This window comes from Aeromicrobium sp. EU05-FHT14F07, from assembly GCF_058790455.1.
Genome location: NZ_JBYTCR010000018.1, coordinates 1 through 24,014, shown reverse-complemented (window position 1 = coordinate 24,014; position 24,014 = coordinate 1). Strand labels below are relative to the sequence as shown.

General features: G+C 74.3%; 29 protein-coding genes and 1 tRNA gene. 13 read left to right on the top strand and 17 right to left on the bottom strand.

Going from position 1 to position 24,014, the window contains the following annotated elements; genetic code table 11:
- Positions 1-13: 13 nt before the first annotated feature.
- The 3 genes from AC3WRM_RS14945 to AC3WRM_RS14935 all read right to left on the bottom strand — a co-directional run bounded on the left by AC3WRM_RS14945 (position 14) and on the right by AC3WRM_RS14935 (position 3,629).
- Complete coding sequence (locus AC3WRM_RS14945) at positions 14-718, bottom strand: class E sortase (protein WP_492249312.1); 705 nt, start codon at positions 716-718, stop codon at positions 14-16.
- A gap of 191 nt (positions 719-909) precedes the next feature.
- Positions 910-2,172, bottom strand: coding sequence for a DUF1501 domain-containing protein (locus AC3WRM_RS14940; RefSeq protein ID WP_492249311.1), 1,263 nt, complete (start codon positions 2,170-2,172; stop codon positions 910-912).
- Positions 2,169-3,629 carry a DUF1800 domain-containing protein gene (locus AC3WRM_RS14935; RefSeq protein ID WP_492249310.1) on the bottom strand — a complete coding sequence of 487 codons (1,461 nt, stop codon included), beginning with the start codon at positions 3,627-3,629 and terminating at the stop codon, positions 2,169-2,171. Before AC3WRM_RS14935 ends, AC3WRM_RS14940 begins: the two co-directional genes overlap by 4 nt.
- 172 nt (positions 3,630-3,801) lie before the next feature.
- Here AC3WRM_RS14935 and AC3WRM_RS14930 point away from each other — a divergent pair, with 172 nt between their 5' ends.
- Positions 3,802-4,971 (top strand): pyridoxal phosphate-dependent aminotransferase, encoded by a 1,170-nt coding sequence (locus AC3WRM_RS14930; protein WP_492249309.1) that lies wholly within the window; start codon positions 3,802-3,804, stop codon positions 4,969-4,971.
- 38 nt (positions 4,972-5,009) lie between these two features.
- On the opposite strand, the gene AC3WRM_RS14925 is transcribed toward AC3WRM_RS14930, so the two are convergent.
- Entirely contained in the window at positions 5,010-5,495 is a 486-nt protein-coding gene (locus tag AC3WRM_RS14925) for an Lrp/AsnC family transcriptional regulator (protein ID WP_492249308.1), read from the bottom strand.
- 118 nt (positions 5,496-5,613) lie between these two features.
- Between AC3WRM_RS14925 and hppD the strand changes: the two genes are divergently transcribed.
- The 7 genes from hppD (at position 5,614) to AC3WRM_RS14890 (ending at position 12,161) form a co-directional block, all read left to right on the top strand.
- A complete protein-coding gene (gene hppD, locus AC3WRM_RS14920; RefSeq protein ID WP_492249307.1) occupies positions 5,614-6,837 on the top strand; it encodes a 4-hydroxyphenylpyruvate dioxygenase in 1,224 nt (407 codons plus the stop codon).
- Positions 6,837-8,021: a homogentisate 1,2-dioxygenase gene (locus AC3WRM_RS14915; RefSeq protein ID WP_492249306.1), complete on the top strand. Its 1,185-nt coding sequence runs from the start codon at positions 6,837-6,839 to the stop codon at positions 8,019-8,021. The genes hppD and AC3WRM_RS14915 overlap by 1 nt, the downstream gene beginning before the upstream one ends.
- Positions 8,018-9,187: a fumarylacetoacetate hydrolase family protein gene (locus tag AC3WRM_RS14910; protein WP_492249305.1), complete on the top strand. Its 1,170-nt coding sequence runs from the start codon at positions 8,018-8,020 to the stop codon at positions 9,185-9,187. The genes AC3WRM_RS14915 and AC3WRM_RS14910 overlap by 4 nt, the downstream gene beginning before the upstream one ends.
- A gap of 104 nt (positions 9,188-9,291) precedes the next feature.
- Positions 9,292-10,206 carry an acyl-CoA dehydrogenase family protein gene (locus AC3WRM_RS14905; RefSeq protein ID WP_492249304.1) on the top strand — a complete coding sequence of 305 codons (915 nt, stop codon included), beginning with the start codon at positions 9,292-9,294 and terminating at the stop codon, positions 10,204-10,206.
- Positions 10,203-10,916, top strand: a complete 714-nt coding sequence (locus tag AC3WRM_RS14900; RefSeq protein WP_492249303.1) for a PIG-L deacetylase family protein — start codon at positions 10,203-10,205, stop codon at positions 10,914-10,916. The genes AC3WRM_RS14905 and AC3WRM_RS14900 overlap by 4 nt, the downstream gene beginning before the upstream one ends.
- Complete coding sequence (locus tag AC3WRM_RS14895; RefSeq protein ID WP_492249302.1) at positions 10,913-11,467, top strand: class I SAM-dependent methyltransferase; 555 nt, start codon at positions 10,913-10,915, stop codon at positions 11,465-11,467. The genes AC3WRM_RS14900 and AC3WRM_RS14895 overlap by 4 nt, the downstream gene beginning before the upstream one ends.
- Positions 11,460-12,161, top strand: a complete 702-nt coding sequence (locus AC3WRM_RS14890) for a glycosyltransferase (protein ID WP_492249301.1) — start codon at positions 11,460-11,462, stop codon at positions 12,159-12,161. Before AC3WRM_RS14895 ends, AC3WRM_RS14890 begins: the two co-directional genes overlap by 8 nt.
- 72 nt (positions 12,162-12,233) lie before the next feature.
- Here the strand turns inward: AC3WRM_RS14890 and AC3WRM_RS14885 are convergent, their stop codons facing one another.
- From AC3WRM_RS14885 to AC3WRM_RS14855, 7 genes are read right to left on the bottom strand one after another with little or no spacing between them, the layout of a single operon-like run.
- Positions 12,234-12,815: a hypothetical protein gene (locus AC3WRM_RS14885; RefSeq protein ID WP_492249300.1), complete on the bottom strand. Its 582-nt coding sequence runs from the start codon at positions 12,813-12,815 to the stop codon at positions 12,234-12,236.
- A gap of 5 nt (positions 12,816-12,820) precedes the next feature.
- The gene (locus tag AC3WRM_RS14880; RefSeq protein WP_492249299.1) at positions 12,821-13,402 is read right to left on the bottom strand and encodes a DUF6286 domain-containing protein; all 582 of its coding nucleotides are present in this window, start codon (positions 13,400-13,402) and stop codon (positions 12,821-12,823) included.
- A 28-nt stretch (positions 13,403-13,430) separates the two neighbouring features.
- Positions 13,431-13,829, bottom strand: coding sequence for an Asp23/Gls24 family envelope stress response protein (locus tag AC3WRM_RS14875; protein ID WP_492249298.1), 399 nt, complete (start codon positions 13,827-13,829; stop codon positions 13,431-13,433).
- The gene (locus AC3WRM_RS14870) at positions 13,822-14,001 is read right to left on the bottom strand and encodes a DUF2273 domain-containing protein (RefSeq protein WP_067859894.1); all 180 of its coding nucleotides are present in this window, start codon (positions 13,999-14,001) and stop codon (positions 13,822-13,824) included. Before AC3WRM_RS14870 ends, AC3WRM_RS14875 begins: the two co-directional genes overlap by 8 nt.
- Positions 14,002-14,041: 40 nt before the next feature.
- Complete coding sequence (locus tag AC3WRM_RS14865) at positions 14,042-14,359, bottom strand: hypothetical protein (RefSeq protein ID WP_492249297.1); 318 nt, start codon at positions 14,357-14,359, stop codon at positions 14,042-14,044.
- Positions 14,356-14,679, bottom strand: a complete 324-nt coding sequence (locus AC3WRM_RS14860) for an Asp23/Gls24 family envelope stress response protein (RefSeq protein WP_492249296.1) — start codon at positions 14,677-14,679, stop codon at positions 14,356-14,358. The genes AC3WRM_RS14865 and AC3WRM_RS14860 overlap by 4 nt, the downstream gene beginning before the upstream one ends.
- Positions 14,676-15,116 (bottom strand): Asp23/Gls24 family envelope stress response protein, encoded by a 441-nt coding sequence (locus AC3WRM_RS14855; protein WP_492249295.1) that lies wholly within the window; start codon positions 15,114-15,116, stop codon positions 14,676-14,678. Before AC3WRM_RS14855 ends, AC3WRM_RS14860 begins: the two co-directional genes overlap by 4 nt.
- A gap of 150 nt (positions 15,117-15,266) precedes the next feature.
- On the opposite strand from AC3WRM_RS14855, the gene AC3WRM_RS14850 reads away from it, so the two are divergent.
- From AC3WRM_RS14850 to AC3WRM_RS14840, 3 genes are read left to right on the top strand one after another with little or no spacing between them, the layout of a single operon-like run.
- Positions 15,267-15,887: an RNA polymerase sigma factor gene (locus AC3WRM_RS14850; protein ID WP_492249294.1), complete on the top strand. Its 621-nt coding sequence runs from the start codon at positions 15,267-15,269 to the stop codon at positions 15,885-15,887.
- Entirely contained in the window at positions 15,884-16,405 is a 522-nt protein-coding gene (locus AC3WRM_RS14845; RefSeq protein ID WP_492249293.1) for a hypothetical protein, read from the top strand. The genes AC3WRM_RS14850 and AC3WRM_RS14845 overlap by 4 nt, the downstream gene beginning before the upstream one ends.
- Entirely contained in the window at positions 16,402-16,785 is a 384-nt protein-coding gene (locus tag AC3WRM_RS14840; protein WP_492249292.1) for an SRPBCC family protein, read from the top strand. The genes AC3WRM_RS14845 and AC3WRM_RS14840 overlap by 4 nt, the downstream gene beginning before the upstream one ends.
- A 23-nt stretch (positions 16,786-16,808) precedes the next feature.
- Here AC3WRM_RS14840 and AC3WRM_RS14835 read toward each other — a convergent pair whose 3' ends face one another.
- Positions 16,809-17,411 (bottom strand): flavodoxin family protein, encoded by a 603-nt coding sequence (locus AC3WRM_RS14835; RefSeq protein WP_492249291.1) that lies wholly within the window; start codon positions 17,409-17,411, stop codon positions 16,809-16,811.
- An 84-nt stretch (positions 17,412-17,495) separates the two neighbouring features.
- On the bottom strand, positions 17,496-18,668 hold the full coding sequence (locus tag AC3WRM_RS14830) for a DUF5005 domain-containing protein (protein WP_492249290.1): 1,173 nt from the start codon (positions 18,666-18,668) through the stop codon (positions 17,496-17,498).
- Between the two features lie 55 nt (positions 18,669-18,723).
- On the opposite strand from AC3WRM_RS14830, the gene AC3WRM_RS14825 reads away from it, so the two are divergent.
- On the top strand, positions 18,724-19,674 hold the full coding sequence (locus tag AC3WRM_RS14825; RefSeq protein ID WP_492249289.1) for a hypothetical protein: 951 nt from the start codon (positions 18,724-18,726) through the stop codon (positions 19,672-19,674).
- 64 nt (positions 19,675-19,738) lie between these two features.
- Here AC3WRM_RS14825 and AC3WRM_RS14820 read toward each other — a convergent pair.
- Positions 19,739-19,814: transfer RNA gene (locus AC3WRM_RS14820), tRNA-Thr, on the bottom strand.
- Positions 19,815-19,902: 88 nt separating this feature from the next.
- Here AC3WRM_RS14820 and AC3WRM_RS14815 point away from each other — a divergent pair.
- Positions 19,903-20,199 (top strand): chorismate mutase, encoded by a 297-nt coding sequence (locus AC3WRM_RS14815; RefSeq protein ID WP_492249288.1) that lies wholly within the window; start codon positions 19,903-19,905, stop codon positions 20,197-20,199.
- Between the two features lie 42 nt (positions 20,200-20,241).
- On the opposite strand, the gene AC3WRM_RS14810 is transcribed toward AC3WRM_RS14815, so the two are convergent.
- The 3 genes from AC3WRM_RS14810 to tmk are packed head-to-tail and all read right to left on the bottom strand — an operon-like array spanning position 20,242 to position 23,575.
- Positions 20,242-21,795 (bottom strand): alpha/beta hydrolase, encoded by a 1,554-nt coding sequence (locus AC3WRM_RS14810; RefSeq protein ID WP_492249287.1) that lies wholly within the window; start codon positions 21,793-21,795, stop codon positions 20,242-20,244.
- The gene (locus AC3WRM_RS14805; protein ID WP_492249286.1) at positions 21,792-22,940 is read right to left on the bottom strand and encodes a DNA polymerase III subunit delta'; all 1,149 of its coding nucleotides are present in this window, start codon (positions 22,938-22,940) and stop codon (positions 21,792-21,794) included. The genes AC3WRM_RS14810 and AC3WRM_RS14805 overlap by 4 nt, the downstream gene beginning before the upstream one ends.
- Positions 22,937-23,575: a dTMP kinase gene (gene tmk / locus AC3WRM_RS14800; protein WP_492249285.1), complete on the bottom strand. Its 639-nt coding sequence runs from the start codon at positions 23,573-23,575 to the stop codon at positions 22,937-22,939. The genes AC3WRM_RS14805 and tmk overlap by 4 nt, the downstream gene beginning before the upstream one ends.
- Between the last annotated feature and the right edge of the window lie 439 nt (positions 23,576-24,014).

Genomic DNA, 24,014 nt, shown 5'->3' with positions numbered 1-24,014 from the left:
GGGGCGGGGACTCCTAGGCGCCGGGAAGCGGGATCTTGCGTTCCGGGTCCGCCTTGTCGACGATCCGGACGAGGTCGCCGATCACGACGTTGCGTTTGTCGGTGTGGAACAGCTCGGAGCAGGTCAGCATGGTGAGCACGTTCTTCGTCGGCGGCTCGCCGCGCAGCGCCGGGTCGGGCACCTGCTGCAGCGGCCAGCCCTCGGTGAAGTCGACGGTGATCGAGTCGCCAGCGTTGCGCAGGCGGTAGGTGAAGACGGCCGTGCGCGTCTCGACGTACACCTTGTCGCCCTTGCGCAGCTTGAGGAAGTCGCGGAACGGCTCGCCGTGCGTGACCCGGTGGCCGGCGATCGCGAAGTTGCCGAGCTCGCCCGGCAGGTCGCCCTTGGGGTAGAAGCCGACGCCCTTGGCGAGGGAGCCGGGGTCGAAGCCCTTGACGATCGGGACCTCGTAGTCCTTGCCGAAGCGGGGCACGCGCAGCAGCCCGATGTTCTTGCCGTCGGTGCCGTTCCTCCAGTCCTCGGAGATGGCCTCGCGCACCTGCGCCTGCTGCTGCTTGGAGACGATGTTGGTCCCCCAGTACTGCCAGGCGACGTAGCCGAGCACGCTCAGCCCGGCCAGCACGAGGACGAGGCCGATGGCCCCGACGACCGAGAACCGGCGCCGCGGACCCCGACGTCCACCACCGGGGGCGGGGCGAGGAGGGGCCACGGTGCTCATGTCGGAGATTGTGTCATCCCCGTCCTGAGGTCCCGCCCGATCGTCGATGTGACCCACATCTCAGCAGCTCGCCGGAGATTTCTCGTCGTTCGGGTGGAGCCGCGCGGGACGCGTGCCTATAGTGAAGTCGCTGCCCCGCCGTTTCACCCCCCGAGAACGGCGGGGCAGCTTCATGCCCGCAGCCTCCCGCCTCAGGCCATGACGCCGAGCGGGCGCTGCACCAGCCCCGGGAACACGGCGGAGACGTCGACCTCCGGGAAGCGCGAGCGCAGCACCTCCGCCACGACGTCGCGGTAGTCGGTCGTGACGGCCAGGTCGCCGTCGACCTGCTGCTCCGTGCCCAGCCCCGGCCATCGGGCGTGCACGCGACCGCCCTTGACGCCCGCGCCCATGAGCAGCACGCAGCTGCCGTACCCGTGGTCGACGCCGTTGGCGCCGTTCTCGCGCAGGCGACGTCCGAACTCGCTCATCGTCACGAGCGTGACGCGCTCGGCAGCCGGCCCGAGGTCGGTGAAGAACGCGGCGAGGTTCGTGGCGAGCTCCTCGATCCGGGCCGCCACGTTCCAGCGCAGCCCGATGTGATGGTCCCACCCGCCGGCGTCGATCGCGATGGCGCGCACGCCGAGGCCCGACGTGACGAGCCCCGCGGCGTGCGCCATGGCGCGGCCCGTGTCGCCGGAGGCGTAGCGCGCGCCGTTGGCCGGCGACCTCCGGGCGGCGTCGGCGATGCTGCGGGTGCGTCGGGACAGGGCGTACGCGTCGAGGCCGGCGGACCCGACGACGCCACCGCGGCGTCCGTAGGTGGTCTGCAGGAAGCTGCGCAGCGCGCCGCTCAACCGTGCGTCGTCGGCGAACGGCAGGCCGAGGTCGTCGAGGGTTTCGGTGGCGACGGCCGGCGCGGGACCGAGCAGCGACGTCGGCATGGTGGTGCTGCCGAGCTGCATCGCGTCGAGCACGTCCGGCTGCGCGGCGAGACCGGTGATCATCCGGTTGATCCAGCCCACGCGCGCGCTGCTGCCGGGGTCGGCGTCCTCGAGCTCCTCCATCGCCTCGAAGTGGCTGCGGTTCGGGGCGGGGAGCCCCACAGCGTGGACCGCGCCGAGGCTGCCGGCCTGCCACCAGCGCGACAGCGGCGCGAACTTGGGGTGCAGGCCGAACGTGGCGTCGGCGTGCAGCAGCTCGGTGGCCTTGAGCGCCGTGGTCGGGCGGGCGGCGTGGTAGGCCGCCTCCGCGTGCGGCACCACCATCGACAGCCCGTCCGCCCCGCCACGCAGCGACAGCACGACGAGGACGTTGCCGCCCGTGGCGCCGGTGGCGCCGTAGACCGCCGACGTCAGGACGTCGCCCACCATCGACGTCACGACCCCGCCGAGTCCGAGGGCCGCGCCGGAGGCGAGCAGCGAGCGTCGGGTGAGGCCGTAGTCGGCGCACCCGCAGTCGTCGGTGCCGGTCATCGCAGCATCCCCTCCGGGGTGTTGAGCACGGTGCCGCGGATGAGGGTCAGGTGCCAGGCCGACACGTCGGCCACGGTCCTGTAGACCGTCCCCGAGGAGCGGTTGAGCATCGTCGCGACGGCGGCCTGCGTGGTGGCGTCCGCGGGACGGCCCACCAGCAGCAGCGACTGGTGGTCGACGATCTCGGCGAGCGTGCGCGGGAAGGCGGTCGGGAGCACCGTGGCGGGCGCCGGGTAGGCCTGGCCGTCGGCGGAGTTCCAGCGCCCGGCCAGGCTGTAGTGCTGGTTCCAGGCGCCCAGCATGCGCGACGGCGAGGCCCACGTCGTGGACCCCTCGGGGTAGCCGTCGGGGCGGGGCCAGCCGTACGGCTCCTGGCCGAGGCGACCCGCGGCCCACACCAGGTTCGCCGGGAAGGCGTCCGTGCCCCGGAAGCGGACCGGGCGGATGCCGAGCGCCCGCACGGTGGCCACGACGTCCTCGACGGGCGCTCGCAGCGTGCGCCGCCGGGCGGCGAGAAACTCCGGGTGGGTCCGCAGCGCCTTGAGCGTGGCGCGGACGTCGCTGCGCGAGGAGCGGTAGGCGGCGGTCACGCTGCGCACGAGCGACGGCGACGGGTCGTCGCCGACGAGCCGCACGCACAGCCGGCGCGCCACCCGTTCGGCGGTGGCGGGGTGCAGCGCCAGGTGGTCGAGGTAGGCGGCGAGGGCGGGTCGACCGTCGGCGGCGGCGTTCGCGTGGGTGAAGCCGAGCACCCGCACCCGACCCGTCCAGTGGTCCTCGGGCGCGTACGACGCGGCGAAGGTGTCGAACACCTTGACCTTGTGGCCGGTGAGCAGACGGGCGGAGTCCTTGACGTCGTCCTCGGTGTAGCCCGACGCTCGCCCGACCGTGTACAGCTCGAGGAGCTCGCGGCCGAGGTTCTCGTTGATGCCGCGCTTGGTGTTGAGGTCGTTGTTGAGCCAGCCCGACATGGCCGGGTGCACGACCGCCGCGCGCAGGAGCTGCCGGTAGCTCGTCAGGGCGAGCCCGCGCAGGGTCTGGTCGTAGTGGAAGCGCCACGGGAAGCTGCGGTCGTGGCCGACCGGCACGTAGAGCAGGTTCGACCACACGTCGTGCAGCACCTCCTGCAGCTGACGACGCGTGAGGATCTTCTGCACCATCGAGTACTGCGCGAGGTCGAAGCCGTACTGCCAGGCGCCGGAGCGTCCGGACTTGACCTCGGCCCACGCCTTGGCGGGCGTGTGACCGAGCCGTGGCCACCAGGTGTGCACCGTCGACGACGGGTCGGCGACGGACGTCGGGAGCAGCTGCGCGGCGAACCAGCGCTCGGCGCCCCCGGCCGTCCGCACGGCGGTGGTGAGCTGCTCGTCGACGCCGAAGGAGAAGCGGCTCACGAGGTGGCGGTCGCGCTCGCTCAGCGTGTACGGCCGCACCGACGCGGAGATGCGCGTGCCCATGGTCCCCCTCTCCCGCGGACGTCGAGGACGTCCGGCCCGGACCGGCTCCCCCCGGTCCGCGGGTCGCTCCCTCGACCCAGGCACCATCATGGGACGAAAGTCCCGGGCCGTCAGGGAAACGCGTCAACTGCTGCCCGCCCTGCCGTCGGGTGGACGCGTAGGGTCGCGAGGGATGAGGACGCAGAGCAGCCGGATCGACGGCCTGGGCACCACGATCTTCGCGCGCATGAGCGCGCTCGCCGCCGCGACGGGCGCCGTGAACCTCGGGCAGGGGTTCCCCGACACCGACGGCCCCGACGTGGTCCGCGAGGCGGCGGTCGAGGCGCTGCGCGGTGGTGCGAACCAGTACGCGCCGGGCGTCGGGGTGCCGGCCCTCCGCGAGGCGGTCGCCGACCACCAGCGACGCTGGTACGGGCTCGACGTCGACCCCGACGCCGAGGTCGTCGTGACGACCGGCGCGACCGAGGCGATCGCCGCCGCCGTGCTGGGCATCGTCGAGCCGGGCGACGAGGTGGTCGTGCTCGAGCCCTACTACGACTCCTACGTCGCGGTCCTCCAGATGGCCGGCGCGGTCCGTCGTCCGGTGACGCTGCGCGCCCCCGACTTCCGGCTCCCGCTCGAGGAGCTGCGCGCCGCGGTGACGCCGCGGACGACGGCGATCCTGCTGAACACGCCGCACAACCCGACGGGCACCGTGCTCACCGCCGACGAGCTCGCGGCCGTCGCGCAGGTGGCGCGCGAGCACGACCTCGTCGTCATCAGCGACGAGGTGTACGAGCACCTGACGTTCGACGTCCCCCACGTGCCGATCGCGACGCTCCCGGGCATGTGGGAGCGGACGCTGACGATCTCCAGCGGCGGCAAGACGTTCTCCTTCACCGGCTGGAAGGTCGGGTGGGCGACCGGCCCGGCGGACCTGGTCGCGTCGGTGCTCGGCGCCAAGCAGTTCCTGACCTTCACCTCCGGCTCCCCGCTGCAGCCCGCCGTCGCCGAGGCCCTGCGGCTCGACGCCGACTACTTCGAGGGCTTCCGCGCGGGGATGCGCGAGCGTCGCGACCGGCTCTGCGCGGGGCTGGCCGACGTCGGCCTCGGCGTGGTGGTGCCCGACGGCACGTACTTCGCCTCCACCGACATCCGTCCCCTCGGCTTCGAGGACGGCCTCGACTTCTGCCTGCGCCTGCCGGAGCTGGCCGGTGTCGTCGCCGTGCCCCACCAGGTGTTCCACGACCCCGACACCCCGCTCGAGGACAACCCCGGCCGACCGTTCGTGCGGTGGGCCTTCTGCAAGCGTCCCGAGGTGATCGACGAGGCCGTGCGTCGGCTGGGGGCGTTGCGGGTCTGACGGTTTACCACGGGACCGTGGTAAACCGTGTCGGGCGGTCAGCGGTAGCGGGGGGCGCGGCCGCCGGCCTGCACGTCGCGGGCGAGGACGGGGAGGACGCGGGGGGCGACGAGCTCGCTCAGCACGACGATGCTCGTGGAGCGGACGATCGAGCCCGAGGTGCTCATGTGGAGCAGCACGTCCTGCAGGTCGGCGTGCGACGACGCCGCGATCTTGCAGACCACGTCGGCGGTGCCGCTCGTGACGTAGGCCTCCAGCACGTTCGGCAGCGACTCGAGCTCGGCGCGCACGTCGTCGAGCCGGCCCTGCGCGATCTCCAGCGTGGCGAAGGCGAGGACGGTGTGGCCCGCGGCGGCGAGGTCGACGTCGGGACCGTAGCCCGTGATGACGCCGGCCGCCTCCATCTTCGCCAGCCGCGACTGCACCGTGGCGCGGGCGACGCCGACCACCCGGGACAGCTCGAGGTCCCCCGCGCGCGGATGGTCGCGCAGCGCCTCGACGAGGGCGAGGTCGAGAGCATCCATGACGACTCCTCAGCACATTGTCTAGCAGGACAGCAGGATACTCGGCAGACCTGCCCAGTCTGACCACCGCGAGACGGGCAGGTTGCCAGGAGCGACGTGGCACGGTGACCTGGGGCACATGACGACCACGCCGACGCACGCCCCGACGACCGACCAGACCACCGCGCTCACCGGCAGCGAGCGGCTCGCCGAGCTCGACCTCGAGCAGCTCCGCCAGCTCGTCGGCCTCGTCGAGTACGACGCCTCGCACGACCCGTTCCCCGTCACCGGCTGGGACGCCGTCGTGTGGGCGGTCGGCAACGCCACGCAGGCCGCCGCCTACTACGAGAACGTCTACGGCATGGAGGTCGTCGCCTACTCCGGCCCCGAGACCGGCAACCGCGACCACCACGCCTACGTCCTGCAGGGCGGAGCCGTCCGGTTCGTGCTGTGCGGTGCCGTCGACCCCGACTCGGCGGTCGCCGACCACCACCGCGCGCACGGCGACGGCGTCGTCGACATCGCCCTCGAGGTCCCCGACGTCGACCGCTGCGTCGAGCACGCGCGGTCCCAGGGCGCCACCGTGCTCGAGGAGCCGCACGACGTGTCCGACGAGCACGGCACCGTCCGTCGCGCGGCGATCGCCACGTACGGCGACACCCGGCACACGCTCGTCGACCGCAGCCGGTACACCGGTCCCTACCTGCCCGGCTTCGTCGAGCGCCGCACCACCGCCGTCCGGCAGGGTGCCGTGTTCCAGGCGCTCGACCACGTCGTCGGCAACGTCGAGCTGGGCCACATGGACGAGTGGGTCGACTTCTACCACCGCGTCATGGGCTTCACGAACATGGCCGAGTTCATCGGCGACGACATCGCCACCGACTACTCGGCGCTCATGAGCAAGGTCGTGGCCAGCGGCAACCACCGGGTGAAGTTCCCGCTCAACGAGCCGGCGATCGCGAAGAAGAAGTCGCAGATCGACGAGTACCTCGAGTTCTACCGCGGGCCCGGCGCGCAGCACCTCGCCCTGGCCACGGCCGACATCCTGAGCGCCGTCGACGCCCTCCGTGAGCGCGGCGTGGAGTTCCTGGTGACGCCCGACAGCTACTACACCGACCCGGAGCTGCGGGCCCGCATCGGCGAGGTGCGGGTGCCGATCGAGGAGCTGCAGCGCCGCGGCATCCTCGTCGACCGCGACGAGGACGGCTACCTGCTGCAGATCTTCACCAAGCCCGTGGGCGACCGCCCGACCGTGTTCTTCGAGCTGATCGAGCGGCACGGATCGCTCGGCTTCGGCAAGGGCAACTTCCAGGCGCTGTTCGAGGCCATCGAGCGCGAGCAGGCCAAGCGCGGGAACTTCTGATGGCCCACTACCGGCGCGCCGGGTCGGTGCCTGCGAAGCGGCACACCCAGCACCGCTCCCCCGACGGCCGGCTCTACCGCGAGGAGCTGATGGGCGAGGAGGGCTTCAGCTCCGACTCCTCGCTGCTCTACCACGTGGGCGTGCCGTCGGCGGTGCTCGAGGCGCGCCGGTGGGAGCTGCCCGACCAGTCGACGACGCCCAACGAGCCGCTGCTCCCCCGCCACCTGAAGCTGCACGACCTGTTCACCGACGCGGCCTCGAAGGACTCCAACCCGGTCGAGCACCGACGCCTGGTGCTCGCCAACGGCGACGTCCGGATCTCCTACGTCGTCGCCGAGGCGTCGTCGCCGCTGTACCGCAACACCACGGGCGACGAGATCGTGTTCGTCGAGGCCGGCACGGGCGTGCTCGAGACCGTCTTCGGCCACCTGCCGTACGGACCGGGCGACTACCTGGTCGTGCCCCGCGCGACGACGCACCGGTACAGGGTGCAGACCACGACCCGCGCCTACTGCATCGAGGCGAACGGCCACGTCGCGCCGCCCAGGCGGTACCTGTCGCGCTACGGCCAGCTGCTCGAGCACGCGCCCTACTGCGAGCGCGACCTGCGCGGTCCCGGCGAGCCCGAGGTCCGGGAGGAGACGGAGGTCGAGGTGCTCGTCAAGCACCGCGGCAGCGGGCCCGGCGGACTGGCCGGCACCGTGCACGTGGTGCCCGAGCACCCCTTCGACGTCGTCGGCTGGGACGGCTGCCTCTACCCCTACGCGCTCAGCGTGCACGACTTCGAGCCGATCACGGGACGCATCCACCAGCCGCCGCCGGTGCACCAGGTCTTCGAGGGGAACGGCTTCGTCGTCTGCAACTTCGTGCCCCGCAAGGTCGACTACCACCCGCTCGCGATCCCCGTGCCGTACTACCACGCGAACGTCGACAGCGACGAGATCATGTTCTACGTGGACGGCGACTACGAGGCGCGCAAGGGCTCGGGCATCGGCAGGGGCTCGGTCAGCGTCCATCCCGGCGGGCACTCGCACGGGCCGGTCCCTGCGGCGATCGAGGCGAGCCTCGGCGCGGAGTCCTTCGACGAGCTCGCCGTCATGGTCGACACCTTCCGTCCGCTCGAGCTGGGCGAGGGCGGGCGCGCGGTCGACGACGGCGTCTACCACCGCTCCTGGTCGCGATGACGTCGTCAGCGCCGGACTGGGGCACGACGACGCTGCCCTGGTGCTCGTTCAGCGTCGCCGACGGTCCTCGCCGTGTCGGCGTCGGCGTGGGCCGCTCGGTGCTCGACGTCGGCGCGGCGCTGCCCCGGCTCGCCGACGAGGTGGCCGACGGGACGCTCGACGCGCTGCTGACGCACGGCCCGGACCGCCGCGCGGAGGTCCGTCGGGCGGTCACCGACCTGGTGGGCTCGCGGACCGACGACCTGCCCCTCGTGCCGGCGGACGACGTGACCCTGCACCTGCCCTGGACGGTGCGCGACTACGTCGACTTCTACGCCTCGGAGCACCACGCCGCCACGGTCGGTCGCCTCTTCCGTCCCGGCACCGACCCGCTGCCGTCGGCCTGGAAGCACCTGCCGATCGGGTACCACGGCCGTGCGGGCACGGTCGTCGTCTCGGGCACCGAGGTCCGCCGACCGAGCGGCCAGCGGCGCGAGCCCGACGGCGAGGTCGTCTTCGGCCCCTCGACGCGGCTCGACCTGGAGGCCGAGGTCGGGTTCGTCGTCGGTGGTCCGCCCTGCCGGGGCCCGCTCACGCTGGCCGAGGCGGAGGACCGGCTGTTCGGGGTGGTGCTGGTGAACGACTGGTCGGCGCGCGACCTGCAGGCCTGGGAGTACGTGCCGCTCGGCCCGTTCCTCGGCAAGTCGTTCGCGACCTCGGTCTCGGCCTGGGTCGTCCCGATGGAGGCGCTGCGCCACGCCCGGACCGCACCGCCACCGCGCGACGTCCCGCTGCTGCCCTACCTCGACGACGCGTCGGCGCCGGCGGGCGCGCTCGACCTCGCGCTGGAGGTGCGGATCGGCGACGAGGTCGTGTCGCGCCCGCCCTACCGGGAGATGTACTGGACGCCGGCGCAGATGCTCGCGCACCTCTGCGTCAACGGGGCGTCGGTGCGCCCGGGTGACCTGTTCGCCTCGGGCACGGTGAGCGGTCCCGCACGCGAGCAGAGCGGTGCCCTCATCGAGCTCACCTGGAACGGCGCCGAGCCCGTCGTGCTGCGCGACGGCTCCACGCGGGCGTTCCTGCACGACGGCGACGAGGTGACGGTCAGCGCGACGGCCCCCGGCCCGGACGGCCGTCGGGTGCCGCTCGGCGAGGTGCGCGGACGCGTCGTCCCCGGAACCTGACGCGACCCGACGTCCACCCCGCACGGGCGCACGTTTGACCGGCTCCCATCGGGGTACGGAGGACTCGCGACCGCCTGGTCGCGACGCCCGACCCGAGGACGGCGATGCACCTCACGGCCGACGTGCTGCGCGAGCGGACCCGACCGGCCCTGCCGCTGCCCGGGTCCGGCCGGACGCAGGAGCGCTTCCGCGCCCTCCGGGAGCTGGGCTGCGAGGACCTCGCGCTGGCCAAGGTCGTCGAGCCGCACCACGACGCGCTCGCGATCACCGCGGAGCTCGGCCACGCCGCGGACCCCGACGGCGTGTGGGCGGTCTGGGCCGCCGAACCACCGTTCGCGCAGGTGCGAGCCGTCGCGAGCGGCGGGCGCTGGCGGCTGCAGGGTCGCAAGGCCTTCTGCTCCGGCGCCGACCTCGTGACGCACGCGCTCGTGACCGCGGACGACGACGGGAGTCAGAGGCTGTTCGCCGTGGCTCTCGACCAGCCGGGCCTCTCCCCCGACCCGGACGGCCCCGCCTGGGTGGGTCCGGGCATGGCGGCAGCCCGCACTGTGACGCTGCGGCTCGACGACGTCGAGGCCGAGCCGGTCGGGGGGCCGGGGGCCTACGTCGACCGCCCGGGCTTCTGGCACGGGGCCGTCGGGGTCGCCGCGGTCTGGGCCGGTGGAGCCGACCGGGTCGCCAGCACGCTGGAACACTCGGCCCGGCTCGACGACCACGGGCTGGCCCACCGGGGCCACGCCCGGGTGGCGCTCGCCAGCGTCGACGCCCTCCTGCGCGAGGCGGCGTCGGCGTTCGACGCCCAGCCCGGACGTCGCGACGAGCGTCGCGCCCTGGTGGTGCGCGCCGCGGCGGCGCGGGCGGCCGACGACGTCGTCGCGCACGTCGGGCGCGCGACCGGACCGGGCCCCCTCGCCTTCGACGCGGCGCACGCCCAGCACGTGGCGGACCTGCAGGTCTTCGTGCGCCAGCACCACGCCGAGCGCGACCTCGCCCGGCTCGGCTCCCTCGGCGCACGATGAGCGCCCCCGCGTCGCCGCCGCGGTGGGACGCCGCCCTGCGCGCGGCGGGACTGCCGACGGTCGACGACCCGGGCGGGACCGTCGTCGTCCTCTCGGCGCACCCGGACGACGAGGTCCTCGGCGTCGGGGCGTGGCTCGCCGGACAGGTCGGCCGCCCCCTGCACCTGGTCGTCGCGACCGACGGCGAGCAGTCGCACCCCGGCAGCCCGACCGTCACGCCGGACCAGCTGCGGACCGTGCGCCGGCGGGAGCTGGCCGAGGCGCTCTCGATCCTCGGGCACCCGCAGGCGCGCACGACCCACCTCGGGCTGCGCGACGCCGCCCTGCCCGACGACCGCGAGCCGCTCGCCCGTCTCCTCGGGCCCCTGCTGCAGGACGCGACGGTCGTGCTCGCACCGTACGAGCACGACGGCCACGGCGACCACGACGTGCTGGGAGCGGTGGCCCGCGAGGTCCTTCCCGAGCGGACGACGTTCTGGCGCTACCCGGTCTGGCGGTGGACGCGCAGCACGCCCGACACCGGTGCGGAGTGGCTGCGGGGCGCCGCGCTGCTGCCCCGGCCCGCCGACGGGGCGCGCCGGAAGGCCGCCGCCCTGCGCGCCTTCCGGTCGCAGCTCGAGCCGTGGTCGGACCATCCCGCCGACCAGGTCGTCGTCACCCCGGCGCTGCTCGAGCACGCACTCACGGCCCCGGAGGTGGTGCTGACGTGACCGACCCCGCCTACTTCGAGGACCTCTACCGGACCGACCCGGACCCCTGGCGGCTCGACACGGCCCCCTACGAGGAGCGCAAGCGTGCCCTGACGCTCGGGAGCCTGCCTCGCCCCCGCTACGCCCGCGCCTTCGAACCGGCGTGCGCCCGTGGCCGGATCACCGCACTGCTCGCCGAGCGGTGCGACGAGGTGGTGGCGCTCGACCCCGTCGAGGCCGCCCTGGAGCGGGTGCGCGAGCGCGCTCTCCCGGGGGTGAGCGTGCGACGTGGCACGGTGCCGGACGACTGGCCGGAGGGGACCTTCGACCTCGTGGTGCTCTCGGAGGTGCTGTACTTCCTCACCCCGGAGCAGCGCGCCCGCTGCGCGGACCTCACGGTCGCGGCCCTGCGTCCCGGGGGCCACGTCGTGGCCGTCCACTGGCGCCACTCCTTCGCCGAGGCCGCGTCGACGCCCGACGAGGCGCACGTGGACCTTCATACCGCGGACCTGCGCCCGGTGTCGGGCTACCTCGACGACGACGTCCGGCTCGAGGTGCTCGAACGTGCCTGATGCCAGGATCGACCGCATCGGCGTCGTCGTCCCCGCCCGGGACGAGGAGGGGTCGCTGGCCGGGTGCCTGGCCGCGCTGGGCCGCGCGGCTCGCGCCGTCGGGGTCCCGGTGGACGTGGTGGTGGCCGTGAACGCGACGCGCGACCGCAGCGCCGAGGTCGCGCGGGCCGGCGGGGCGACCGTCGTCGAGCTCGCGCTCCCGGGCGTGGGCGCCGCCCGCGCGGCCGGCGCCGCACGGCTGCTGCGCGGGCGTGCCGCGGCCCGCACCTGGCTGGCGACCACCGACGCCGACTCGGTCGTGCCGCCGGGCTGGCTGGCCCACCAGCTGGACCTGGCAGCGGCGGGCGCGGACGCGGTGGTCGGCACGATCCGGCTGGCCGACCACGAGACCGACCGTCACGCGGCGTGGTGGCAGCACTACCGCGGCGGGCTGCAACGGGTGCCGCACGGACACGTGCACGGCGCCAACCTGGCGGTGCGCGGCAGCCTCTACCTGCAGGTGGGCGGCTTCGCGGCCGTGCCGGCCCACGAGGACCTCGGCCTCGTCACACGCCTGGACGCCGCGACGGGCCGCGTCGTCCGCACCGTCGCCGAGCCGGTGCTCACCTCGGCGCGGACCGAGGGACGCACCCCGGTCGGCGTCGCGCACGACCTGCGCCGAGCACGCTCGGCGTCGCCGCTCGCCGCGACCTGAGCCGCCCGGCGCGGCCGGCCGAGTGCCCCGCCGAGCACCGGGGTCGGGTCGGTTCGGATCGGGTCGGGTCCGTCAGTGGACGCGGGAGAGTACTCGTCCGCGAGCCGCGACGCGGAGCCGGACGGCAGCGCGCAGGTCGTCGCGGCCGAGCACGTCGTGCAGCTGCGCCGACACCTCGTCGGCCCGCTGCGCCACGTGCGTGAGGTCGGCCTCCGGCTCGATCGTGGCGTCGATGCGCGCCACGAGCTCCCCGCGGTCGCGCACGACGGAGCCGCGCGCGGAACGCACTCCCTCCGTCGCGGCGAACGCGTCGGCGGCCGCGGAGAGCACCTTGCCGGCCAGGGCCTCGCTGCGCCCGGCGTCGCCGCTGCCCTCCAGACGCAGGCGCGACACCGTCGGGCGCGTCAGGTGGGCGAGGATCCACCGCAGCGCCACCAGCGCGACGACGACCGCGACCGCAGCGATCCCCCAGGCCAGCCCGGTGTTCCCGAGCGCGTCGGCGACGCGCGTGGTGCGGCTCGTCCCGGGGAGGGTGCGGCCGGAGACCTCGCGGCCGGACCACCACCACAGGCCGGCGAGACCGGCGGCGGCCAGCAGCGCGACGAGCACGAGGGTGGCGAGACGGTCGACGAGGAGCGTGGTGCGACTGACCATGGTGCTCAGCCCTTCTCGGGTCGGATGGTGACGTCGACCCGCGGGGTGGGGTCGACGGCGGAGCAGACCCGCTCCGCGCGGGCACGGACGGCGTCCTCGAGCTCGCTCTCGCGCTCGCTCGTGGCGACGGAGCGGGCCACCACCTTCACGCGGCGGCGGCCGACCGACACGTCGGCGTCGGTGACGCCGTCGGTGCCGTCGATCGCGGCGCGGACGACCCGCACCAGGTCCTGGCGACGCAGGTGCACGCCGCTGCTGGCGCGCAGCGCCAGGGTGCGGCGCGGACGGGGCTTGAGCGCCACCGGGAGCAGCAGCACCGCGACGACCAGCGCGACGACGGCGGCGGCGAGCACGGCGGGCGTACGTCCGTCGATGCCGTCGGCAGCATCGACGACCGTCAGCAGCCACGAGCTGCCCGACACCGAGCCGAGCTGCACGAGGAGGTGCTGCACCGCGACGACGGCCAGGCCGACGAGCGCGAGGGCGATCAGCTGCGCGACGAGAGGTGAGGCGCCCGTGCCGGCGGGCGACTTCGCCGCCGCGAGCGGGCGCGTGCCGCTCGTCGAGGAGGAGGTCTCGGAGGTCATGCGGGGGTCCTTCGGTCGGGTGGGGTGGTCAGACGACGCGACGGGGCGGCGTGTCGAGGTGCACGACGTCGGCGACGGTGACGTCGACACGGCTCACGGTGACGCCGACGAGCGTGTCGACGCGCTCGCTGACATGGGCGCGGACCCGCTCGACGAGCGGGGCGAGCGGCGTCGGCCACGTCGCGGCGACCTCGACCGTGATCGACGACGTCTCGCCGGCGACGGTGGCCTCGGCGTGCGGCAGCCCCTTGCGGACGAGCTTCGTCCAGCCCTTGCGGGTGTCGACGACGGCCTCGATCTCCGACGCCGCGATCGACGCGACGCGGCTGACGACGCCGTCCGCGATGGTGGTGCGGCCGCGGTCCTCGGGGGCGGGCAGCGGAGCCCGCTCCTGCGCCACGGGTGGGAGGGTCGCCGTGTCAGCCACGGTCGCGCCGTCCGAGCAGGCCCGAGAGGTCGACCTCCCCGTCGACGTGGCCGCCGACGAGGTAGCCCGCCCCGCCCAGGACGAGGGCGAGCAGGAAGCCGAGGAAGCCGCCGGTCGCGATGGCGATGGCGAGCAGGAGGCCGGCGATGAGGCCGACGGTGGACGTGGTCATGGGGTGTCTCCTTGGTGCCGGGATGGGGGTCGTGCGTGGGTCAGAGGTCGATGTAGCGACGGCGGCGCAGCCGCCGCGCCGGGCGGCGCAGGGCCGCCCAGAGCGGATGGAGGCGTCGGGGCAGGGTCGCGGGCGGCGACCTGCGCCCCGACCGCCCGACGCCCGACCGCTCGATGGACGAGTAGCGCCGGTCGAGGGCGGCCAGGTGGGCCTGCAGCTGGTCGGCCTCGCCGCCGGCGTCGGGGTGGTGGCGACGCACCAGGGCGCGACGTTCGCGACGCCACTGCTCGCGCAGCGCCGCGTCGGCCGGGCCCGGGTAGGGGTGTCCGGTCGGTCGCGCCCCGGCGCCGACGCTCACGACGGTGCCGTGCCGTCCGGGACGACGTCCTCGACGACGACCCGGACCGGCGTGTCCACGAGCGGCGACACGGCCGAGCGGACGGCGTCGGCGAGGTCACGGAGGCGGGTGCCCATCACGGCGACGACGTGCACCTCGGTGTCGTCGTCGCGCAGCCGGACTCCCGTGACGCGACGGCCCGGCAGGTACGTCGCCACCTCGCCGAACGAGCCGGCGTGCAGCCCCGCGACCCCGGGGACGCCCAGGGTCGCGGCAGCCACCCGCTCGGCCACCGTCGAACCGGGGTCGGCGGCGTCGGGCGTGTCGGCGGGGGTGGTCACTGGACGCGCGGCTCGCCGGCGGTGTCGTCGGCGGCCTCGTCGGACTCGATGTGGATGTCCTGCACCTCGATGTTCACCTCGACGACGTTGAGGCCGACCATGCGCTCCACCGCGTTGATGACGTTGGTGCGGATGCCGTGGGCGAGGTCGGCGATGGAGACGCCGTACTCCGCGACGAGCTGGATGTCGATGGCAGCCTCCTTCTCGCCCACCTCGACGGAGATGCCCTGCGAGTGGTTGGTGGAGGAGCCCGGGATGCGCTCGCGGAGGGCGCCGACGGCGCGGGCGGTGTTGCCGCCGAGCGCGTACACGCCGGAGACCTCGCGGGTCGCGATGCCGGCGATCTTCGACACGACGGTGTCGGCGATGGAGGTGCGACCCTGCGTGCTGTCCAGGTCGCTGGAGGTGGTGGTCTTGGCGACGGCCTTCTCGCTCACGTCATCAGTCCTGTTCTGTGTGGTGGGGTGAATCGATCGAACATCCGTGAGAGTCCGGCCGCACGCCGAACGTCACGGTCGTGTGACCGACGTCACCGTGTGATCGCACTCGAGGTGCGCACCGGCGCACCGGGTGGGACGGTCGGAGCGATGACCAGGGGGACGCACGACGAGCAGGTGCCGGGCACCGACGACGGGACCGCTCGTCCGTCCGACAACGCGCTCGCCCGACGGGCGGGCCTGGGCGACCGGGCCGCGTTCGAGGACCTGTTCGCGCGGCTGTTCCCCGCGACCCTGCGGTACGCGACGCGGCTGCTCGACGGCGACGAGCGCTCCGCCGAGGACGCGGTGCAGGACGCGTGGATCACGGCGTGGCGCGCGCTGCCCGACTTCGAGGGCCGCTCGAAGGTGCAGACGTGGCTGTTCACCATCGTGCAGCGGGAGGTGTACCGGCGCCGGCGCCGGACCCGTCCCCTCGCCGTGGACGACCGCATCCTCGAGCCCCTCGGCCGCGACGACGCCGACCGGCTCGGCGCCGCGCGTCGGGTCGACCCCGAGCAGGAGGCCGAGCTCGACGACCTCTGGCGCACGCTGAACCTGGCGCTCGGAGAGCTACCGTGGACCCAGCGCGCGGCCTGGACACTGCGCGAGCTGGAGGGCTTCTCCTACGCGGAGATCGCCCAGGTGCTCGACACGACGCCGACCGTGGTGCGCGGGCAACTGCACCGCGCCCGACGAAGCCTCGCGATCCGGATGGAGCAGTGGCGATGACGAACCCCGACCTGCCCGACGACCTGGACCGGTCGGTGGGCGAGCGCGCCCTCGAGCTGGCGAGGGACCAGCTCCGCGACCAGCCGCAGAGCCCGCACGCCGCAGAGGCGGCAGGCCGCGTCCTCGCCAGGGCCCTCGCGGCGCCCCGGCGGGCGACCACGATCGAGACGTCCGACCCGCTGCTGCAGGTCTCCTCCGTCGCGCTCGTGGCCCTGCTGCGCTCGACGCTCGCCGCGGAGGTGGCCGATGCGGCGGTGCGACGGATCCGGCTCGACGTCCGTGACCGCGGCCGCCTGCACGCCGTGCACGTGGAGCTCGTGGCGCGCTACGGCACGTCGGTCCCCCGGTCCGCCGAGGCCGCGCACGTCGTGACCCGACGCGTCCTGGCCGAGACGCTCGGCGCGGGACCCGCGCCCGGTGCCGACGCGGTCGCGCACCACGTGCACGTCAGCGACGTGACCCGCGGCGACCCGCACCTGGCCGAGCCGCTCGACGAGGACCAGGCGGGCGACGCGTGAGACAGCTGACCGTGCACCGCCACGTCGACGCCGAGCCCGACGTCGTCTGGTCGCTGCTCGTCGACCTGGACGCGTGGCCGCGCTGGGGTCCGTCCGTGCAGCAGGCGACCCTCGACGACGAGGCCCCGCTCGGCCTCGGCAGCACGGGCCGCGTCCGCACGTCGGTCGGGGTCTCGCTCCCGTTCACGGTCACGTCGTTCGAGCCGGGGCGCGCCTGGGCCTGGAGCGTGGCCGGGGTGCCCGCGACGACCCACGCCGTCCGGCCGGAGCACGACGGCTGCCGGCTGTCGATGGGTGCCCCGCTGTGGGCGCCGGCGTACCTCCCCGTGCTGGCCGCGGCGCTCGTGCGGATCGACCGGCTCGCGACCGCGCGGCGCTGACCCGGCGCCGAGGGGCGCCGGAGTCAGGCGGGGTAGGGCTCGCGGGAGAGCAGCCGGGCGAGGTGCACGGCGTTCGCGGCCGCGGTGCGCAGCGTGCTGAGCGTGGCCTCGGGGGCTTGGTCGAGGTCGTGGTAGTCGACCGTGTGCATGGCCTCGCCGTTCCAGTAGGTGCCGCCCTGCGCGGGGATGGTCAGGCCGCAGTCGTCGAGCGCCTGGTACAGGTCGGCGGTGATCTTGTGCGCGCCGTCCTCGTTGCCGACGACGCCGACCAGCGCGACCTTGCCGTAGAGGATCGGGTTCCCGTCCTCGCGCGTCTCGGACAGCTCCGCGTCCAGGCGCTCCAGCACCCGGTGCGCGACGCTCGACATCTGCCCCACCCACGTCGGCGTCACCACGACGAGGACGTCGGCGTCGAGCACCTGCCGGCGGATCGCCGGCCACTCGTCACCGTCGCCCATGTCGGTCTCGACCCCTGGCCTGACGTCGAGGTCGACGACCCGCACGGCGGTGCCGACGACGTCGTGCTCGGCGAGCGCGTCGAGGTACTGCTGCGCCATCAGGGCGCTGCTCGACGGCGCGTCGCCCGGCTTGAGCGTGCAGTTGAGCGCGAGGGCGGTGAGCGGCACGGATCCTCCTGAGGACGGCGGGGGCCGACCCGACGTCGGCACGGGTCCGACGTACCCCTGCGGGCGGGCGTCATGCGCGCCGCGTCAGTCCGGGAGCGGGATCCGCAGGAACCTCGGGCGGTAGACGAACGGGTCGCGTGCGACCTCGGCGAGGTCGGTGTCGTTCTGGCTGTAGGAGACGACGACGGACCCACGCTCGGGCAGCAGGTCCGGGTGGGCGAGCGGCATGTACCGCAGCCGTCCGTCCGGCTCGCTGGGGATCTGGGCGACCGGAGCGCTCGGCGTGAACGGCCCGGTCGGCCGCGACGCCGACCACACGACGAGGTCCGTGCCGAGGAACTCGTCGCGCTTGCTCACCGCGTACCAGCGCCCGGCTCGCTCGAAGACGCTGAGCGTCTGCGAGACCCCGCCCTCGGCGGGGATCAGGGTGGCCAGGTCGGAGGCGTCGCGGGTCCACGCGCGACCGTTCCAGTAGCGGTAGCGGTCGGGGCGCAGGACGTCGTCGGGACGCACCCGCGCCACGTGCAGGCTGAACCCGAACACCAGGCCGCGGCCCGGGCGCGCGGTCCCGTAGAGGTAGACCCAGCCGTCCGAGACGGCCGTGGCGGCACCCCAGGTCGGACGTCGCGGGTCGTCGTCGTCCGGGCCGACGTCCGTCACCCCGAGCAGCTGCGGCGTCCGCCCCCGCTCCACGACGAACAGGGCCACAGCGGGTCCGAGGTTGTCGAACGCGAGCGGCCCGTCGGGGGCGTCGGCGCCCTTGACCCGCTGCGCCGACACGCCGACCAGGTCGTAGCCCGGTCGTTCGATCTTCGCCACCGACATCGGCCAGTAGCCGACGCCGTCCGGCCGGTCGGGGATCAGCGCGCCGTGGTCGGCGGGCAGCACGACCTGGGCGCAGCCGGGCTCGAAGACGAGCATCGAGTTGCGCACGAAGCGCTGGCCGTCGAAGTCCGCGGACCGCAGCGTGTCACCGAAGAGCCAGAGTCGGCGGCCGTCCTGGAGGGTCACGTCGGCGCCGACGTCGGCACCCTGGAACGCCCCCGAGCCGCGGACCTGCGTGACGAGCCGGTTGAGGTCGGGCACGGAGCGGATCGGCTCGATCGGCAGGCAGCGGGTCTCGCTCGCCTCGGGCACCGTCGGCGCCGACGGCGGGTCGGCCCGGCCCGAGAAGGCGACGAGGGACAGCATGAGCAGCAGCGCCGGCCCGGTGACGGCCGCCACCCGGATCCGCCACGGCACGCGCTGCACTCCCACGACCCCACGATGTCACGACGGCGGAGCAGCCCCCGGCGTGACCTAGAGTCGGCGCGTGAGGGGTCGCGTCTGGGTGCCGCTGGTGGTCGTCGTCGCCGTGCAGCTGGCCGGTGTGGTCGCCGTCTTCGCCTGGGTCGCGGGTGACGACCTGCACGAGGCACCGCTCGGTGTGGTCGCGCCCGCCGTCGTCGGCCAGACGCTCGCCGACCGCGCTGCCGCCGATCCCGCCGGCCCGTTCACGGTCGTGCGACCCCGGTCGGCCACGGCTGCTCGTGAGCTCGTCGACGACGGCACGCTGGTCGGCGCGGCGGTCGTCGACCTCGCCCGCTCCGACGACGTCCTGCTCCTGCCGCGACGGGCCTCGCCGGAGCAGCGGGCGGCGGTGGAGGCGGCCGTCCGGGTCACGTCGGCGCGGCTGGGACGGGGCGTGCAGGTCGAGCTGGTCGGCCCGTCGCTGTCGACGGGCGGACGCGCCGCCGTCACGTGGCTCCCGGTGCTGGCGGTGGGCGCCGGCATCCTCACGTCGGGCGTGCTCACGGTCCACTCCGGCCGACTGCCTCGCACGTGGCCGGGCGCCCTGCGCCGGCTGCGCGTGATCGGCGCGGTGGCGGTGCTGGTCGGTGGCGCCGGCGGCGTGGTCGGCGCGCTGCTCTCGTCGGGCCCGGTGCTCCTGTGGTGGCCCGCGCTCTCCCTCCTGGTGCTCACCGGCGCGCTCGTGTCGCAGGCGCTCGAGCACTTGATGGACGCGTGGGGCTGGGGTCTCGCCGTCACGCTCCTCGTGCTCACGGCGCTCCCCGACCTCGCCGGCACGGGCACCTGGATGCAGCCCGTCGTGTGGCGCGAGGTCACGACGCTGCTGCCGCACGCGGCCGGCATCCAGATCCTGCAGCAGCTCACCGGCGGTGCGGCCGGCGCGCCCTGGCGTCCGTGGGCCGTGCTCGGCGTCTGGTGCGCCGTGGGGGCGGCCACGTCGACGCTCGCCCGGCGCGAGCGCACGGCGGGCTGACGAAGAGGCGCATCCAGCACGAGGCCCGGCCCACGAGGTGGGACCGGGTCAGGAGAGGGCCTGGTGGAGCCGCCTGTCGGAATCGAACCGACGACCTTTTCATTACGAGTGAAACGCTCTACCGACTGAGCTAAGGCGGCGAAGGTCCCGCGAGGATCGCCCGCAGAACCTCGTACAGCCTACCCCTGCCCCTCCAGGACGACGCACAGGCCCCCCTACACTCGACCCGTGACCGGGACAGAGGACGTGCGGGCCGAGCTGGACGACATGCGCTCCAGCATCGACAACATCGACGCCGCCCTGGTGCACCTGCTCGCGGAGCGGTTCAAGTGCACCCAGCGGGTGGGCCGGCTGAAGGCCGCGCACGACCTGCCGGCGTCCGACCCGGACCGTGAGGCACGCCAGATCGAGCGGCTCCGGTCGCTGGCCGTCGAGTCCGACCTCGACCCCGCGTTCGCGGAGAAGTTCCTGACCTTCATCATCGACGAGGTCATCCGCCACCACGAGGCGATCCGCTCGGCCTGACCCGCCCCGGGCCGAGCCGTCGGCACCGCCCGCGGTGCGACGTCAGGACTCGTCGGGACAGGTCGCGCCGTCCCGCGGGACGGTGCCGTCGACGAGGTAGGCGTCGACCGCCTGGACGATGCACCGGTTGCCCGACCCGTAGGCCGTGTGGCCGTCGCCCTCGCGGGTGAGCAGCACGCCCTCGCGGTCGCCCAGCTGGTCGGCCAGCGCCTTGGCGTTCTCGTACGGCGTCGCCGGGTCGCGGGTGGTGCCGATGACGACGATCGGCGACGCCCCCTCGGCGTCGATCTCCACCTGCGGTCGCTCGGCGGGCTCTGGCCAGTCGGTGCAGCCGAGGGTGCCCCAGCCCAGGGCGGCGCCGAACACCGGGGACACCTTCTCGAAGCGCGGCAGCTCGGCCTCCACCTCGGCGACGCTCGGCCGCTCGCGGTTGTCGAGGCAGTTGACCGCGATGTTCGCCCAGCCGATGTTCCCGTCGTAGCTGCCGTCGCTCTGCCGGGAGAAGTAGAGGTCGTTGAGGCGCAGCAGCAGCGACCCGTCGCCGCGCACCGCCGCCGTGAGCGCCTGGGACAGGACCGGCCAGGCCGCCTTGTCGTAGAGGGTGACGGCCACGCCGTAGAACGCGCGCCCCTTCGTCAGCTCGCGGTCGGTGCCGGTGGGCAGCGGCCGGTCCTCGAGCCGGGACATGAACGTGGCCAGCGCCCGGTTGGCGGCGTTGGGGTCGTTGCCGAGCGGGCACGACTCGAGCTTCGCGCACGCGTCGAGGTAGGCGTCGAGCGCACGCTGGAAGCCGGTGGCCTGCCCGAAGGCGGACCCGAACACGTCCTGCGCGGGGTCGACGGCACCGTCGAGCACCATCGCGCCCACCTTCTGCGGGAACAGGGTCGCGTACGTGGCCCCGAGCTGCGTCCCGTAGGAGGCGCCGAACCAGTCGAGCTTCTGCTGCCCCATGACGGCGCGCGCGACGTCCATGTCGCGGGCGGCCTCCTCCGTGGACACGTGTCCGGCGAGCTCGCCGGAGTTCTTCGCGCAGGCCTCGCCGAGCTGCCGCACGCCCGCGCGCAGCTCGCGGACCTCGGCCGACGTGCTCGGGTCGGGGTCGCTGGCCGCGTAGGCGTCGAACTGGGCGTCGGGCAGGCACTTCAGGGGCGAGCTCTCGCCGACGCCGCGGGGGTCGATGCCGACGATCGTGAAGGCGTCGCGCACCGTCGGCGCCATGCTGCCGGCGAGGCTCGCGGCGAAGTCGATCGCCGACCCGCCCGGTCCGCCGGGGTTGACGAACAGCACGCGCGTGCCGTCGCCGGTGCTCAGGTAGCGCGCGGCCTTGAGCTTCGTGGTGGCTCCGTCGGGCTCGTCGTAGTCGATGGGGACCGTGATCGTGGCGCACTCGGAGTCGCCGCCGCAGCCCTTCCAGCTCAGCTTCTGGTCGTAGAAGCGCTGCAGGCCGTCGGGAGCCTGCTCGCCGGTGGGCCGGATCGACTGCGCGGCCGGCGAGTCGTCGGACCCGCCGTCGTCGTCGCGGACCACGAGGAGGACGCCGGCGACGACGGCGGCCACAGCGGCCAGGGCGATCAGGACGATCAGAGGTCGTTTCATCGGGTCCGGAATCCCATCATCATGCGTTCGAGGGTGAGCAGCGGTGCTGCGTTCGCGGTGAGCGCCTCGCGCGCCTCGACGATCGCACCGATCCGGCTGAGCGTCGACTCAGGCGTCCACAGACGGGCCGCCTCGCGCACCGCGTCGGCGACGTCGGCGTTGACGAGCGGCGCGCCCGGGGCGGTCTGGACGGCGACCACGTCGCGGCAGAACGACAGCAGGTCGAGCAGCACGCCGTCGATGGAGTCGCGCGCCAGCCGGGTGCGACGTCGCTTCTGGTCCTTCTCCAGCGACGAGACCGCTCCGGCGTAGCCGGCGGGGCGACGGCCGCGGTCCTCGACTCCCCACGACTGCTTCAGGTCGGCGCTCTCGCGCTCGTCGGCGACGTCGGCGACCGCGGAGGCGCGCGCGGTGGCCTCGTCGTTGATCCGCTGCGCCGCCACCAGGCAGTCGCCGAGGGAGCGCAGCGACGTCGGCAGCGACAGGATCTCCCGGCGCCGCTCGCGGGCCTGCGGGTCGCGCGCGAGGCCGCGGGCGCGTCCGATGTGGCCCTGCGAAGCCGCCGCCACCTCGTGCGCCAGCTGGGGCTCCACCCCGTCGCGCTCGACGAGCAGCCGCGCGATGGCGTCGACCGGCGGCGTGCGCAGCAGCACCGGCCGGCACCGGGAGCGGATCGTGACGATGACGTCCTCGGTGGCCGGGGCGCACAGCATCCAGACGGTGAACGGCGACGGCTCCTCCACCGCCTTGAGGAGCGCGTTGGCGGCCTGCTCGGTGAGCCGGTCGGCGTCCTCGACGACCAGCACCTGCCAGCGGCCGAGGGCCGGGCTGAGCGCGGACTTGCGGACGTACTCGCGGGCGACGTCGGTGCCGATCGAGAGCCCGTCGGTGCGGATCACGGTGATGTCGGGGTGGCTGCCGGCCGCCGCCGTGGTGCAGGAGCGACACTCCCCGCAGCCGCCGCGCTCACACTGCAGCGCCGTGGCGAACGCCTTCGCCGCGTTGGACCGTCCGGACCCGGGAGGACCCGTGAACAGCCACGCGTGCGTCATGGAGCGACCGTCGCCACCGGCCGAGCGGACCGCGGCCGACAGCGTGTCGACGACGGGCGCCTGCCCGACGAGCTCGTCCCAGACGCTGGTCACCGCGCCTGCCCCAGCCACGGCTCGACCGCCGCCCGGACGGCCGCGTGGACGACGTCGGGCGGCTGGTCGGCGTCGACGACGAGGTAGTGCGCCGGGTCGGCGTCGGCCAGCGCCAGGAAGTGCGCCCTGACCCGCTGGTGGAAGTCGAGCGGCTCGGCCTCGATGCGGTCGGGCTCACCCGCCCGCGCCAGCCCGACGACGGGGTCGAGATCGAGCACGACGGTCACGTGCGGGCGCAGGTCGGCGGTCGCCCACCGCGCCACGTGCTCCAGCTCGGCGGCGTCGAGCGCGCGTCCGGCGCCCTGGTAGGCCAGCGTGGAGTCGACGTAGCGGTCGGTGACGACCACCTCGCCGCGCGCGAGCGCCGGCAGCACGACGGCGTCGACGTGCTCCGCCTTGTCGGCGGCGTAGACCAGCGCCTCCGTGCGCGGCGACAGTGCACCGGTGGCCGGGTCGAGGAGGATGCTGCGCAGACGCGCGCCGACGTCGGTGCCGCCAGGCTCCCGCGTGAGCAGCACCTCGTGACCGGCCGCGCCCAACCACTCGGCCAGGAGCCGCGCCTGCGTCGACTTCCCGCCCCCCTCACCGCCCTCCAGCGCGACGAAGACGCCCGAGTCGGTGTAGCGCGGCTGCATGAGGCCGATCCTAGGGGGCGGGTGCGACGGAGCGGCCCGCTGGCTGCGGGAGTCGTGGGCTCGGTGGTGCGCTGGCTTTGGGGGTGTGGGGTTGCTGGTGCGCTGCCGCGGGGAGTCTGTGGTTGCTGGTGCGCTGCCGCAGGGGGTCTCGTCCTGCTGGTGCGCTGCCGTAGGGGGTCTGTGGTTGCTGGTGCGCTGCCGTAGGGGGTCTGTCCTTGCTGGTGCGCTGCCGTAGGGGGTCTGTCCTTGCTGGTGCGCTGCCGTAGGGGGTCTCGTCGTGCTGGTGCGCTGGCTCGGCTGGCGCTGGGGGTGGTCTCCGAAAGGGCCTCGACCGGGCGGCTGGGCAGGAGCTGGGCTGGGTACTCGGGCCGCGGCTCCCGTGGTGGACGCAAGATTCTGCGTTTGCGCGTGCCGGCGGTGGATCTGCCACCTGAAGAGC